The sequence below is a fragment of the Mesorhizobium kowhaii genome (genome assembly GCF_003253745.1).
Lineage (GTDB): Bacteria > Pseudomonadota > Alphaproteobacteria > Rhizobiales > Rhizobiaceae > Mesorhizobium > Mesorhizobium kowhaii.
The window spans coordinates 193,426-207,637 of sequence record NZ_MZXV01000076.1 but is presented as its reverse complement, the minus strand read 5'-3'; the positions used below and the strand labels follow the sequence as shown (position 1 = coordinate 207,637).

Sequence of the window (14,212 nt, the reverse complement as noted above, 5' to 3'; positions counted from 1 at the left end):
GAAATGCCAGTTCCCGTTTCAATCCGCCGGAAATATCGCATGAACGACGAAACCAGTAAAACCGATGCCGACCTTGGCCATGACGTCCAGCCAAAGGCGCTGACGCCGGAAGCCAGCCGTGCCCTCGCGGAAGCCGAAGCAAGGCGGGTGAAGTATCTGGAGAAGGAAGCCGCGGCGCCGAAGGAAATCGGCGGCCGTGGCGGCAAGGAACCCGGCCGCTACGGCGACTGGGAGGTCAAGGGCCTGACCAGCGATTTCTAGGCGTTTGCCGGGTTTTGTTTTTAGGCATGTCGTTGTCCCAAAACCGCTGCGCAGTTTTGGGCGACCTGCATCAGGAAGCCGCCGCGCTTTGGATACGCTCCAGACCAAGCCGGCCCTGGGCGTCGGCGACTGCGGTCAGGTTGCTGTAGTCAAAAATGGTGGCGTGCGGCGTTTCCATCTGGTGCTGATGTGTCGCTGTGACGACGACCACCGTGGCGCCGGCTGCTTCGGCCGCCTGGATGCCAGGCGTTGCATCCTCGAAAACCAGGCAATCGCGCGGGTCGACGCCGAGCCGCTCGGCGCCCAGCCGGAAGCAGTCGGGCGCCGGCTTGCCGTGCGACACGTCTTCGCCTGTGACAAGGGTGGCGGGAAGCGGAAGCCCCACCGCCTCGATCCGCCGCAGCGCAAGCGCGCGCGGCGATGAGGTGACGATCGCCCAGCGCTGCGGCGGCAACGAAGCCAGGAAAGCAGCAGCGCCGGCAATGGCATGGATCCCCTCGACGTCAGCGATTTCGGCCCGCGAAATCTCGTCCGCCTCGTGCTGGGGATCCAGCCCGGGAAGCGCCAGCCGGCGGACGGTCTCGATCGCCCGGATGCCGTGCATCGTCGGCAGGAAAGCCGCCACGTCGAGGCCGTGCCGGGTCGCCCATGCGCTCCACACCCGCTCCGCGGCGGCGATCGAGTTGAGCAGCGTGCCGTCCATATCGAAGAGGAAGGCCGCGAATTTCTTGCCTGCGAACATGGTTTTCCTTGAGTTGGGGGGGAGCGCTTGCGGCGATCGCCGAACCTAACGTTGCGGCCTCTTTATGGGAAGGTGCGAGGGATCATCTTTTCGATGATTCCAGGGAACCACAGCCCGCCTCTCGCGTTTCAACAAAACTGTTTTCCGCGATAATCGAGGGGGGACTGCGATGCTGATCCGGCTCGGCTACGAAATCGCCATCGAATGCACCGCGGCCACCCCGGTGATTTCACTGCTCGAGATCCACAAGGACAGGCAGGCCGACATCAAGCGGCAGACGCGGGTGCTGACGTCGCCTGCCGTGCCGACCAGCCTCTACCACGATCTGCATGGCAATGCCTGCCGTCGCTTCACCGCGCCCGCCGGCGGCTTTCGCATTCTTTACGATGCAGTCATCGAGGACAGCGGCGAGACCGACGAAGTCAACACACTGGCCAGGGAAGTGCCGGTGGCGGAACTGCCGGACGAGGTGCTCGGTTATCTCCTCGGCAGCCGCTATTGCGAGACCGATCATCTGAGCGCCCTGGCATGGCAGCTTTTCGGCCATGTCCCCTCGGGTTGGGCGCGGGTGCGGGCGATCGTCGACTATGTCCACAACCGGCTATCGTTCGGCTATGGCTATGCGCGTCCGACCCGCACCGCGGCCCAGGCGCATGAGGAACGCGTCGGCGTCTGCCGCGACTTTGCTCATCTGGCGATCACGCTCTGCCGCTGCATGAACATTCCGGCGCGCTATGTGAACGGCTATCTCGGCGACATCGGCGTGCCGATCGATCCGGCGCCGATGGATTTCTCGGCGTGGCTGGAAGTGTTCCTCGACGGCAAATGGTACACGTTCGATCCCCGCCACAACACGCCGAGGATCGGTCGCGTCGTCATCGCGCGCGGCCGCGACGCCACCGACGTACCGCTGCTGCACAGCTTCGGCCCGCACCGGCTGAGCCTGTTCAAGGTGTGGACCTATGAGCAGGAAGGCAATCTGTTCAACCCGCCCTATCACGGCATCGACAGGACCGTCAGCGCGCAAATGCTTGCCTAAGGTGTGCAGATATTCAGGTGAAGCCGGCCTGACCTCAATCTCAACACACCCTAGGTCCCGGCAGCCGCATCATTTTGCACTTCGTTTTCGGGACAGCTGCGATTTAGGAACAGCTGGTCCGCTTCGGCACAGAAGTCCTGTGCCGCAACAGGACGTCATCGTGCATTCCGGGATCCCTTGGTCTGATCATGGTAAGCGGCTCGTAAACGAAGCCGCAAGATCGTTTTTCTGTTTACCAGTCGTTCACCTTTACGCAGCTCGAAACCAAACAAAAACAACAAGTTGTTGGCACACGGCTGGTCTTCTGCCCCGTGGCGGCGTCACCCGGCTGGAATCCTGCATTGTCCTTCCTGCGGCGACGAGGCCGAGGCGAGTGGAGGCTGTAGGATGCGGAATTACGGGGGTCTTGTTCACGCGGTTGGCGTCTTCGCCAGACATCGCGGTGGAAATTTCGCGGTCCTGTTCGGCCTTACCGCCTCGGTCTTGGCGCTAGCTGTTGGCTTTTCCGTCAACGTAACGCAGCTCTACAATGCCAGATCGAGCCTGCAGGGCGTGGTCGACGCCGCTGTGACGTCGACGGCGCGCGACCTGACGACCGGCGTCACTAGGGAAGCCGATGCCAACGCATCGGTGCAGGCCTTTCTCGACGCCAACAGCCAGGCAGGCATCCTGCCGGCCGACCAGATCGTCATGGACAGGCTGATTGTCAACAGGACCGCCAAGACGGTCCGGGCGGACGCCCATGTCGATGTCGCCCTGTATTTCCCGATTTTCAACATGGGTGACATGAAACGCGTCGCCGCTTCCACAACGGCGCTCTACTCGGACAAGACCATCGAAGTGGCGATGATGCTCGATGTGACCGGGTCGATGGGGCCGAATGTATGGGCCAAGACCAACAAGATCGGCGACCTGAAAGTTGCCGCGTCTGGGGCTGTCAAGGATCTGCTGGACAACAACATCGATCCGAAAAATCCGCGTGTGCGTGTGGCGATTGTTCCCTATGCCGAAGCAGTGAACACTGGCGGTCTTGCTGACAGCGTCTTCGTTGAGACGAAGGGCGGGCCGGATCTGCCGCCACCTGTGGATGCTCCGGTTTCGGTGTCGGTGACACTAGCGCCGGACAAATGTGCCACCGAACGCAAGGACAAGGATGGCTATGCCGACACTTCGTCCGACGGGCCTTTCACATCGCGGTGGGACAACAATGGCAAAGAGTACCTGGCCAAAATCAATCGGGACGATCACATGAAAACCTGCCCGACGCCGGAACTCATCCCGCTGTCGGCCGACGAGGACAAGCTGCTCGACACAATCGACGATTTCAGCGCGGCTGGCGTGACCGCCGGCGGCATCGCTGCGCAGTGGGGCTACTACATGCTTTCACCCTCGTGGCGCTCGACCATCGTCAATGCCGGGCTCAGTGCGGGTCCCGCCAATTTCGACAAGAGGAAAGTCGCCAAGGTCGCCATCCTGATGACCGACGGCCAGTTCAACACAGCCTTCGCCGGCGGGCGCGGTGCGCCAAATTCACAGAATGCGGGCCAGATGTCGCGCGGCAATGCCGAAGGCATTTGCGGTGAGATGAAGCGCGACGGTATCGAGATATTCACGATCGGCTTCGACTTGAACGATCCGACCATGACGGTGACCGAACGGGACCAGGCAAAAAGCGTGCTTCAGGACTGCTCCACGGCGGACACGTCGTCTCTGAAACACTATTACGAGGCTGCCACCGGCGCGGAATTGAAGCAGGCGTTCGACGACATCGTCCGGAACATCGAGAAGATCACCGTCGCCAAATGAGTCGTTGAGAAGCCGGGCAGTTCTGCGTGATTTTGGTCCAAAAGGAAAAGGCCGCCGCTTCCTTCGAAGCCGCGGCCTTCCGTGTTTCCGTCCGTGGCGCGGCCAATGGCGGCGACCTGTGAGGTCACCCGCCGCGCATCTCGCGCCTTAACGGGAAGACTGCTTCCCGAAAGTGCAATCCGCTGAGGCCACGTTCTGGAAAACGAAATCACTCGACATCGGATCACCTCCTTTCGATTTGTTGAACACACCGAGATGATGGGGTCTGATTTGGCAAATGGCAAGGCGGCTCCGTCAAAAAGCCGGATGTGTGTCTTTCCAGACAGGCTGGCCAGACGGGCGGCTTGCGGTCCGGGGGCAAACAGACAACATTGGCGCTCTGCCTTCTGGGAGGAAGCATGGACGCCACCGACAAGGCCGCGCGGATCGTTCGAACGGTTGTTGAAACGTTGAAGCCGGGCTTTGCTGTCAAGCTCTGGACCGGCGAGCGGATTGGTCCCGCCACCGGCCCCGTGCTCACCGTCAACGACCCCGACATTGTCTGGCAGATGGTTCGCCGACCCAACTTCTCGACGCTGATCGAGATGTGGATTTCCAAGGCGGTCGATGTCGAAGACGGATCGCTGTTTGATTTCTACGCACTGCCTTCGCAAGGCAAGCTCAGGTCGAAACTCAAGGCATTGCCAAAGCTGGCGATCCTGCGTGACCTGCCGGCCGTGCTGTTTTCAAGGAAACAGATGACGGCGCGGACCGATCTTTCGGGGCGCAATCCCTTCGTCAGCGGTTCGAGCCAGGAAGCGATCCAGCATCACTATGACATCTCGAATGCCTTCTATCAGCTCTTCCTCGACGAGCGCATGGTCTACAGCTGCGGATACTTCAAGGATTTCGCCAACAGCATCGATCAGGCGCAAATCGACAAGCTCGACCATATCTGCCGCAAGCTGCGGCTGAAGCCCGGCGAGCGGCTGCTCGACATAGGCTGCGGCTGGGGAGCGATGCTGATCCATGCCGTGAAGAACTATGGTGTTGTCGGCCACGGTGTCTCGCTGTCAGAGGCACAGACCAACCTTGCCCGCGAACGCATCCGCGCCGAAGGGCTGGAGGACAAGATCACCATCGAAATAAAATCCTACGCCGAGCTCTCCGGTAGCTTCGACAAGATATCGTCGATCGGCATGTTCGAGCATCTGGGGCTCGCCAACCATGCCGCCTATTTCTCCACCATCCACCGGTTGCTGAAACCGGGCGGCGTCTATCTGCATCACGCCATTACCAGGCGCAGCAAGGGCGACATCAAGAAAACCCTGCGCAAGGGACCGGAATACAAGGCGCTGATCAAATACATCTTCCCCGGCGGTGAACTCGACACGATCGGCATGACGCTCGGCAATTTCGAAGCGCATGGCTTCCTCGTCTATGATGTCGAGAACCTGCGCGAGCACTATGCCTGCACCTGCAGGCTGTGGGCGGAGCGTCTGCACGCCCGCTTCGACGAGGCGATCGCCGAGGTCGGCGAAGCCAAGGCACGCCTGTGGCTGCTTTATCTCACCGGCTGTTCGATCACCTTCGAACGCGCCTCGGCGCAGATTTTTCAGACCGTTGTCACCAGACGGGCACGCGGCCCGAGCGGCCTGCCGCCGACGCGGGCTGATCTCTACCGATGATCAGATGAATCGCATCGCTGCGCCGATTTCGACGCGGGCGGGCTGGTCGACCGTGCAGTAGACGCCGAGATTGTGCGCGTTGTGACGAACCAGATTGCGCAGGATGGCCGGGTCGTGATCGAAACCATCCTGGGCGATGATGGTGAAGCCGCAGCGGCGGCATGGCTCGGAGATGGTCAGCAGCAGGTCGCCGATCGCCAGCTTGCGGCCGATCCATTCCGTCTCCGGGAACGATCCTTCGATCGGCGCCATGTCGACGACGATGTTGGGGCGGAAGCGGCGCGGGTCGGGGACGCCTTCGGGGTGCAATGCCTTCAGCCGTGCCAGTGACGCCGTAGTCAGCAGGTGGATCGGGGCCTTGCGGTAACGCTCTGCGGTCAACGGTCCGGAATAGCCGGGCGCCGCGTTTTCCCTCCGAAACGGCCGGATAGAGGCTGCGAAGCCGAGATAGGCCGAAACGGCGCGATCGCTTTCGGCCCCAGGCGCCGCCAGCCAGTCGCCGTCCGGAACGGCAACCTCCAATTCGCGGTTTGGCGACAAACGGGTCTTGATGCGCGGCACTCTGTGCCATTTCACGTCGCGGTCCGGCCGCGCGATTTCGTTGTCGGAAACATCGACGAGACCGAACATGCGGTCGCCGTCGATGCTTTCCTGATCCACCAAAATCGCGTCCAGGCGTTCGCCGGCGAGCGAACTCGCCGGATAGCGCCATAGGTCGCTGACAGTGCCCAACAAAGCCTCGCCCTGCATCAGCCCTTCTTGTTCTGCCGGTTGGCGATCAGGTCCTCGACGACGGCCGGATCGGCGAGCGTCGAGGTGTCACCAAGTGCTGCAAAATCGTCCTCGGCGATCTTGCGCAGGATGCGGCGCATGATCTTACCCGAGCGCGTCTTCGGCAGGCCGGGCGCGAACTGGATCTTGTCGGGCGAAGCGATGGCACCGATCTCCTTGCGGACATGGGCGACGAGTTCCTTGCGCAATTCCTCGCTCGGCTGCTCACCGGCCATCAGCGTGACGTAGCAGTAGATGCCCTGGCCCTTGATGTCGTGCGGGTAGCCGACGACGGCGGCTTCCGAAACCTTGTCGTGGCTGACCAGTGCCGATTCGACTTCCGCCGTGCCCATGCGATGGCCGGAGACATTGATGACGTCGTCGACGCGGCCGGTGATCCAGTAATAGCCGTCGGCGTCGCGGCGGCAGCCGTCGCCGGTGAAGTACTTGCCCTTGTAGGTCGAGAAATAGGTCTGCACGAAGCGGTCGTGGTCGCCATAGACGGTGCGCATCTGGCCGGGCCATGAATCGGTGATGCACAGATTGCCGTCGGCGGCACCCTCCAGCACCTTGCCTTCGCCGTCGACCAGTTGTGGCTCGACGCCGAAGAACGGCCGGGTCGCCGAACCTGGCTTGAGGTCGGTGGCGCCGGGCAGCGGCGTGATCAGGATGCCGCCGGTCTCGGTCTGCCACCAGGTGTCGACGATCGGCACCTTGCCGTTGCCGACGACGTTGTAATACCACTCCCAGGCTTCCGGATTGATCGGCTCACCGACCGAACCCAGCACGCGCAGCGACTTGCGCGACGTCCTGGCGACATGCGCATCGCCGGCGCCCATCAGCGCGCGCAATGCCGTCGGCGCGGTGTAGAAGATGTTGACCTTGTGCTTGTCAATGACTTCCCAGAAGCGCGACTGCGACGGATAGTTCGGCACGCCTTCGAACATCAGCGTGGTGGCGCCGTTGGCGAGCGGCCCGTAGACGATGTAGCTGTGGCCGGTGACCCAGCCGACATCGGCGGTGCACCAGTAGATGTCGCCATCATGGTAATCGAAGACATATTGGTGCGTCATCGAGGCATAGACGAGGTAGCCGGCGGTGGTATGCAGCACGCCCTTCGGCTTGCCGGTCGAACCCGAGGTGTAGAGGATGAACAGCGGATCCTCGGCCTTCATCTTCTCCGGCTTGCATTCGGCCTTCACCGTCGCGACCTCGTCGTGGTACCAGACGTCGCGTCCGGCCACCCAGCCGGTCTTACCGCCGGTGCGGCGCACGACCACCACCTTTTCGACTTTCGTTCCGGCCTTGGCGGCGATCTCGATCGCCTTGTCGGTGTTGTCCTTCAGCGGGATCGGCTTGCCGCCACGCAGGCCCTCGTCGGCGGTGATGACGAAGGTCGACTTGCAGTCATCGATGCGGCCGGCCAGCGCGTCCGGCGAGAAGCCGCCGAAGACGATCGAGTGGATGGCGCCGATGCGCGTGCAGGCCAGCATCGCATAGGCGGCTTCCGGAATCATCGGCATGTAGATGGTGACGCGGTCGCCTTTCTTGACGCCGTGCTTCTTCATCACATTGGCGAGCCGGCAGACATGCTCGTAAAGCTCGTTGTAGGTGATCTTCTTATCGTCGTAGGGGTTGTCGCCTTCCCAGATGATGGCGGTCTGGTCGCCGCGCTTCTTCAGGTGCCGGTCGATGCAATTGTAGGAGACGTTGGTCAGCCCATCCTCGAACCATTTGATCGAGACCTTGCCATCGAAGGAGGTGTTCTTGACCTTGCTGAAAGGCTTGAACCAGTCGATGCGCTTGCCGTGCTTGCCCCAGAACTTGTCCGGGTTCTTGACGCTGTCGGCATACCATTTCAGGTAGGTGTCATTGTCGATCAGCGCGTTTTTCTTCCACGCCGGCTGGACGCGATGGACATGAACCTCGGACATTTCTTCACTTTCCTCCCAAACCAATCCGCGGGCTTGAAACGCCGGCGGGATCGCGGCGACGCGGCCGCGAATTCGGCGGCATTATTACCAGTTCCGCCGTCACGGCAATATTAGACGTTGGGTTTGCGCGGCGGGATGCCGCAGACAGGCTTGCGCCTGCTGTCAGCACTCGGGCGATACCGCTGCTAACTGCATGTTTTCGCGCGGAAAACCCGTTTTCGATCAGGAAAAATCAATAGACAGTTAAGCAACGGCGCGCACACTCTGACGTTGGGAGGAAAGGAGACTCAACCAAGGACCGCCCAAGGGGATAGCAATGCGCGACCATTCCGAAATGGACCTGATGCTCAAGGGCTATGGCCTGACCACGGCCAAGATTCTCTATCACTTTCCCGACCATCCGCATCTGCTGCAGAGCTACATCTGGCAGGATTATGATCTGGCGCCGGAATTTCCGGTGCTGATCCGGTTCATCGAATTCTGGAAGACCAGGCTCGACGGGCCGCTGCATTCGGTTGTTTACACGCACCAGAAGCTGATCGCGCCGAACGAATGGCGCAAGGTCGACGGCGAGTTCGTGCTGCATTAGGACGTGCCGATATTCAGGTGAGGCCGGCCTGCGAATGGCGGGTTCCTGCGCTTCCGGTGCCCACGTACTTTAAGTACGCTCCGCTCCGGTTCTCGGAAGCCACCATTCTCGACTCGGCCTGACCTGAATCTCCCTGATCCCGAACGGTTGATGTGTCGCGACGCTCAGACCGCCGGCGGGTTGAGGCGGGCGAAACCTTCCTGGCGACGATAGGGGAAATAGGGGTAGGGCGCGGTTACTTCGCTCGCGGCGTCGAGTTTCCTGATCTGCTCCGGCATCAAGGTCCAGCCGATGGCGCCGAGATTCTGGCGCAGCTGTTCCTCGTTGCGGGCGCCGATGATGACCGAGGACACGGTCGGGCGCTGCAGCAGCCAGTTGATGGCGATCTGCGGCACGGTCTTGCCGGTTTCTTCGGCCACCGCGTCAAGGGTATCCATGACCCGGTAGAGATGCTCGTCCTCGACTGGCGGGCCGAAGCTGGCGGTGTCGTGCAGCCGGCTCTTTTCCGGCAGCTTTGCTCCACGGCGGATCTTGCCGGTCAGGCGGCCCCAACCGAGCGGGCTCCACACCAGCGCGCCGACGCCCTGGTCAAGGCCAAGCGGCATCAGTTCCCACTCATAATCGCGGCCGACCAGCGAATAATAGACCTGGTGCGCGACATAACGCGGATAGCCTCGGCTGTCGGCTTGCGCCAGCGACTTCATCACTTGCCAGCCGGAGAAATTGGAGACGCCGACATAGCGAAGCTTGCCGGCGCGCACGAGCCCGTCCAGCGTCGACAGAACCTCCTCGATCGGCGTGCCGGCATCGAAGGCATGCAGCTGCAGCAGGTCGATGTAATCGGTGCCGAGGCGCCTCAGCGCATCGTCCACGGATTTGATCAGCCGCGAACGCGACGAGCCGTAATCGGCCGGGCCGTCGCCCATCGGCAGCGAGGTCTTGGTCGAGATCAGCACGGCATCGCGGCGGCCCTTTATGGCTTCGCCAAGCACTTCTTCCGACGCGCCGTTCGAGTAGACGTCGGCGGTGTCGAACAAATTGACGCCGGCTTCGAGGCAGATGTCGATCAGCCGCCGCGCTTCCCTGGCGTCGCTGTTGCCCCAGGCGCCGAACAGCGGGCCGGAGCCGCCAAAGGTTCCCGCGCCGAATGAGAGTGCGGGCACTTTCAGGCCCGATGCACCGAGAGGTCGAAAGTCCATCTTCTTGGCTCCTGATGGTGTGGAAGGGATGTCAAAAAAGCGATCCGGTTTTCCCGGCGAGCGTTACGATCGGACGGAGACAGGCTCGCCGATCGTAGGGGTGCGATCGAGACGCAAGGCCAGCCCTGCGACGGCGAGTGCTGCGAGCGGCAGCAGGGCGGCGACCCAGGTGAGCGCACCGAGGCCAAGGCCATGGGCAATCACCGCACCGCCAAGCCAGGCGCCTGCCGCATTGCCGAGATTGAAGGCGGCGATGTTGAAGGACGAGGCGAGGCTCTGGCCCGCACCTTGCGCCTTTTCCAGCACCCACATCTGCAGCGGCGCCACGGTGGCGAAGGCGGCGGCACCCAGCAGGCCGACATAGATCACGGCCATCACCTGGCTGTGGATGGCGAAGGTCATGGTTGCGAGCACCAGGGCCAGCACCACGAGACTGCCCACCACAGCCGGCACCAGCCAGCGATCGGCGACCTTGCCGCCGGCGAGATTGCCGGCGATGAGACCGCCGCCGAAGACGAGCAGGATCGGCGACACGGCCGCTTCGCTAAAGCCGCTGATCTGCGTCAGCAACGGGGCGATGTAGGTGAAGACGGCGAAGACGCCGGCATAGCCGAGCACGGTGGTGCCGAGACCGAGCAGCACGGGCGTGCGGCGCAGCACGGCGAGATCGGCGCGCAGGTCGCTTTTTTCAGGCGCGGTCGGGCTGCGTGGCACCAGAAGCAGGATAACGGCGAAGGCCGCCAGGCCAACCACGGTTACCGCCCAGAAGGTCGCCCGCCAGCCAAAGGCCTGGCCGAGCCAGGTGCCGAAGGGCACGCCGAGGATGTTGGCGATGGTCAGGCCGGTGAACATCAGCGCGATCGCCGAGGCCTTCTTGTTGGGCGCGACCAGCCCGGTGGCGACGACAGAGCCGACACCGAAGAAGGTGCCATGGGCAAAGGCGGTGATGATGCGGGCGCCCATCAGCGTCCAATAGTCGGGCGCCAGCGCGCAGGCCAGATTGCCCAGCGTGAAGATCGCCATCAGCGCCAGAAGCACGGTCTTGCGCGGCCAGTTGCCGGTGGCGATGGTCAGCAGGGGCGCGCCGATGACGACGCCGAGCGCATAGCCTGAAATGAGCTGGCCGGCGGCCGAAATCGAGACGCCGAGATCCTTGCTGACGTCGAGCAGCAGACCCATGATGACGAATTCGGTGACGCCAATGCCGAAGGCACCGGCGGCGAGGGCGTAGAGAGCAAGAGGCATGGCGATTTCCACTTCGATGACGAAGAGCGCCGTCCCGCGCCCCGACCCGAAAGATCGTGTTGCGATGCATTGTGAACCAGACTTGCTTTGGGCACATTTTCTGTGAAATAGATTCACAGATGGCCAGGCCCGACATCAATCGCTCCGGCGAGATCGAAGTGTTCGTACGCGTCGTCGAGGCGGGCAGCTTTTCGGCGGCGGCGCGCGAACTGCGCATGACGCCGTCGGCGGTCAGCAAGCTGATCGCGCGGCTGGAGGCCCGGCTTGGCGCTCGGCTGGTCAGCCGTTCGACGCGAAAACTGCAACTGACGCCGGAAGGCACCGCGTTCTACGACAGCGGCCTGCGCATCCTGGCCGACCTGGCGGCGGCCGAACAGGAGGCAGCGGCAGGTGCGGCGCCACGCGGACGGCTGCGCGTCAACTCTTACGTTCCCTTCGGGGTGCACCGGCTGATCCCGCTTCTGCCGCGCTTCCTCGAACGCTACCCCGAGATTTCGGTCGATCTGGTGCTGACCGACAGCGTCATCGACCTGATGGCGGAACGCGCAGATGTCGCCATCCGTGCCGGCCCGCTCGGCGAATCACGGCTGGTGGCGCGCAAGCTCGGGCAAAGCCCGGTGGTCGTCGTTGCCGCGCCCTCATACCTCAGCACGCATGACACGCTGCTGACACCGGCCGATCTCGACAGGCACAACCGCATGGGCTTCGGCTTCGTGCGGCATCTCGATGGCTGGCCGTTCCTCGATGCGGCCGGCAACCCCATCATGGTTCCGATCACCGGCAACACGCTGGTCAGCGACGGCGAGGCGATGCGGCTGATGGCGCTGGCGGGCGCAGGCATTGCCCGGCTGGCGCACTGGCACGTGGCAGCCGATATCGCGGCCGGCCGGCTGGTGCGGTTGCTTGAGGATTTCAATCCGGGCGACGAGGAAGCCACTCACGCCGTCTATGTCGGCCAGGGCCGGCATCTGCCGGCGCGGGTGCGGGCCTTTCTCGATTTTCTGGGAGAGAGCGTGCGGCTGACCCGAGCTGACTTGAGGTGAGCGGGCTCTCGGGAGCCGACGGGCTCCCGAGATGTCTGCGCTGGCAGCTTCTATGCTTTTGGCGTGAACGGTGCCGGGCGGCGGCCGGCTGCCTGGCGCTCCACCATCCAGCCGGGATATTCGGCCGGCAAGGCACTGACCTCATCGAGGCGGACGAGATCGTCGGTGTCGAGCTTCAGCTGGGTGGTGGCAAGGTTCTGTTCCAGCTGCTCCATGCGGCTGGCGCCGATGATAACGCTCATCACGAAAGGCTTGGCCAGGACATAGCCGAGCGCCACCGTGGCAACGCTCACATCGTGCTTCCTGGCGATCTCGCGCATGACGGCGACGGCCGCCCAGGCGCGCTCCTCGTTGACCGGCGGGAAGTTGAAGGAGGCACGGCGGCCCTCGCCATTGCCGGGCGCGCCGGGGCCGTATTTGCCGGAGAGCAGCCCGCCCGCCATCGGCGACCACACCATCAACCCAAGCTTCTCCTCGTTGAGCAGCGGCACGATTTCACGCTCGAGATCGCGGCCGGCGATCGAATAATAGGACTGGACGGTCTCGAAACGGGCAAAGCCCTTGCGGTCGGCGATGCCGAGTGCTTTGGCGATGCGCCATGCCTGCCAGTTGGAAACGCCGACATAGCGGACCTTGCCGCTGGCAACCAGATCGTCAAGAGCCCGCAGCGTCTCGTCGATCGGCGTCACCGTGTCGGTACCGTGCAGCTGATAGAGATCGATATGATCGAGCTGCAGCCGCTCGAGGCTGGCATCGACCGAATCCATGATGTGGCCGCGTGACGAGCCACGCTGGTTCGGACCGTCGCCCATGGCGCCGTGGACCTTGGTGGCGATAACCACCTTCTGCCTGTCGACGCCGAGATCCCTCAGCGACTGGCCGAGCAACCGCTCGGACTCGCCGAACGAATAGACGTCGGCCGTGTCGAAGAAATTGACGCCGGCGGCGAGCGAGCGGGCGACGATCTCGTTGACGCCCTTCTGGTCGAGGCTGGCGATCAGGCCCCATTGGGCGTTTTCGCCGGCGGCGCCGAAGGTCATGGTGCCGAGGCAAAGTTCGGAGACGAACATCCCCGTATTTCCAAGCTGGTTGTAACGCATGGGTAGAGGCTCCAGGAGAATCGTGATGACACCAAGCAAATAGGAACGGTACGTTTCGTTTCCAGTGCTGGCACAACGTACCTGCCGAATTGGCCCAAAGGCCGTGGCGTGTCAGCGGCTGCCGAAGATCGCCGAGCCGACCCTGACACTGGTGGCGCCAAAGGCGACCGCCGTCTCGTAATCGCCGGACATGCCCATCGACAGTTTGGCGACGCCGGCCTCATGCCCAAGCTTCTCCAGCAGGGCGAAGTGAGGACCAGGGTTCTCGTCGGCCGGCGGGATGCACATCAGGCCTTCGATGGCGAGGCCATGGACATCACGGCAACGAGTGACGAAGGCGACCGCGTCACGCGGTTCGATGCCGGCCTTCTGCGGCTCGGAGCCGGTGTTGACCTGGACATAGAGCTTTGGCGCGCGGCCCTGCCTGGTGATCTCCCTGGCGAGTTCAACGGCGATCTTGTCGCGATCGACCGTCTCGATGACGTCGAACAGCGCCACCGCCTCCTTCGCCTTGTTCGACTGCAGCGGGCCGATCAGATGCAGTTCGATGTCGGGAAAAGCCTCCTTCAGCGCCGGCCATTTTCCTTGCGCCTCCTGCACGCGGTTTTCGCCGAAGACGCGCTGGCCGGCCTCCATGACCGGGCTTATATCGGCGGCGTCAAAGGTCTTGGAAACCGCGACCAGAGTCACCGCGCCAGCTTGGCGACCGGCCTCGCGCTCGGCGGCGGCGATCTTCGCCTTGACCGCGAAAAACTGCTGAACTGCGTCGCCCATATGCAAATCCCGCTGTTTTGATCCGCGTTTTTGATCGACGCG

At 62.9% G+C, this 14,212-nt stretch carries 13 protein-coding genes; 6 read left to right on the top strand and 7 right to left on the bottom strand.

All coding sequences use genetic code 11. The annotated features are described in order from the left end of the window. Positions 1-39: 39 nt before the first annotated feature. The gene (locus tag B5V02_RS34500; RefSeq protein ID WP_111548414.1) at positions 40-261 is read left to right on the top strand and encodes a DUF1674 domain-containing protein; all 222 of its coding nucleotides are present in this window, start codon (positions 40-42) and stop codon (positions 259-261) included. Positions 262-331: 70 nt separating this feature from the next. Here B5V02_RS34500 and B5V02_RS34495 read toward each other — a convergent pair whose 3' ends face one another. Then, positions 332-1,003, bottom strand: a complete 672-nt coding sequence (locus B5V02_RS34495) for an HAD-IA family hydrolase (RefSeq protein WP_111548413.1) — start codon at positions 1,001-1,003, stop codon at positions 332-334. Positions 1,004-1,172: 169 nt separating this feature from the next. Here B5V02_RS34495 and B5V02_RS34490 point away from each other — a divergent pair, with 169 nt between their 5' ends. From B5V02_RS34490 to B5V02_RS34480, 3 genes are all read left to right on the top strand, one after another. Beyond that, positions 1,173-2,042 (top strand): transglutaminase-like domain-containing protein, encoded by an 870-nt coding sequence (locus tag B5V02_RS34490; RefSeq protein ID WP_111548412.1) that lies wholly within the window; start codon positions 1,173-1,175, stop codon positions 2,040-2,042. A gap of 387 nt (positions 2,043-2,429) precedes the next feature. After that, the gene (locus B5V02_RS34485; RefSeq protein WP_111548411.1) at positions 2,430-3,848 is read left to right on the top strand and encodes a pilus assembly protein; all 1,419 of its coding nucleotides are present in this window, start codon (positions 2,430-2,432) and stop codon (positions 3,846-3,848) included. A 398-nt stretch (positions 3,849-4,246) separates the two neighbouring features. Beyond that, on the top strand, positions 4,247-5,515 hold the full coding sequence (locus B5V02_RS34480) for an SAM-dependent methyltransferase (protein ID WP_111548410.1): 1,269 nt from the start codon (positions 4,247-4,249) through the stop codon (positions 5,513-5,515). On the opposite strand, the gene B5V02_RS34475 is transcribed toward B5V02_RS34480, so the two are convergent. Both B5V02_RS34475 and acs read right to left on the bottom strand, forming a co-directional pair. After that, on the bottom strand, positions 5,516-6,265 hold the full coding sequence (locus B5V02_RS34475; RefSeq protein WP_111548409.1) for an MOSC domain-containing protein: 750 nt from the start codon (positions 6,263-6,265) through the stop codon (positions 5,516-5,518). After that, complete coding sequence (acs, locus tag B5V02_RS34470) at positions 6,265-8,220, bottom strand: acetate--CoA ligase (RefSeq protein WP_111548408.1); 1,956 nt, start codon at positions 8,218-8,220, stop codon at positions 6,265-6,267. Before acs ends, B5V02_RS34475 begins: the two co-directional genes overlap by 1 nt. Before the next feature lie 316 nt (positions 8,221-8,536). Here acs and B5V02_RS34465 point away from each other — a divergent pair, with 316 nt between their 5' ends. Next, positions 8,537-8,809 carry an usg protein gene (locus B5V02_RS34465; RefSeq protein ID WP_111548407.1) on the top strand — a complete coding sequence of 91 codons (273 nt, stop codon included), beginning with the start codon at positions 8,537-8,539 and terminating at the stop codon, positions 8,807-8,809. Positions 8,810-8,973: 164 nt separating this feature from the next. Here the strand turns inward: B5V02_RS34465 and B5V02_RS34460 are convergent, their stop codons facing one another. Together B5V02_RS34460 and B5V02_RS34455 are read right to left on the bottom strand one after the other, a co-directional pair. Then, positions 8,974-10,008 (bottom strand): aldo/keto reductase, encoded by a 1,035-nt coding sequence (locus tag B5V02_RS34460; protein WP_111548406.1) that lies wholly within the window; start codon positions 10,006-10,008, stop codon positions 8,974-8,976. A 63-nt stretch (positions 10,009-10,071) separates the two neighbouring features. Beyond that, a complete protein-coding gene (locus tag B5V02_RS34455; RefSeq protein ID WP_111548563.1) occupies positions 10,072-11,253 on the bottom strand; it encodes an MFS transporter in 1,182 nt (393 codons plus the stop codon). Positions 11,254-11,372: 119 nt separating this feature from the next. Here B5V02_RS34455 and B5V02_RS34450 point away from each other — a divergent pair, with 119 nt between their 5' ends. Beyond that, positions 11,373-12,296 carry a LysR family transcriptional regulator gene (locus B5V02_RS34450; protein ID WP_111548405.1) on the top strand — a complete coding sequence of 308 codons (924 nt, stop codon included), beginning with the start codon at positions 11,373-11,375 and terminating at the stop codon, positions 12,294-12,296. A gap of 50 nt (positions 12,297-12,346) precedes the next feature. Here the strand turns inward: B5V02_RS34450 and B5V02_RS34445 are convergent, their stop codons facing one another. Both B5V02_RS34445 and B5V02_RS34440 read right to left on the bottom strand, forming a co-directional pair. After that, complete coding sequence (locus tag B5V02_RS34445) at positions 12,347-13,396, bottom strand: aldo/keto reductase (RefSeq protein WP_111548404.1); 1,050 nt, start codon at positions 13,394-13,396, stop codon at positions 12,347-12,349. A gap of 111 nt (positions 13,397-13,507) precedes the next feature. Continuing rightward, the gene (locus B5V02_RS34440) at positions 13,508-14,170 is read right to left on the bottom strand and encodes a YggS family pyridoxal phosphate-dependent enzyme (protein ID WP_111548403.1); all 663 of its coding nucleotides are present in this window, start codon (positions 14,168-14,170) and stop codon (positions 13,508-13,510) included. Between the last annotated feature and the right edge of the window lie 42 nt (positions 14,171-14,212).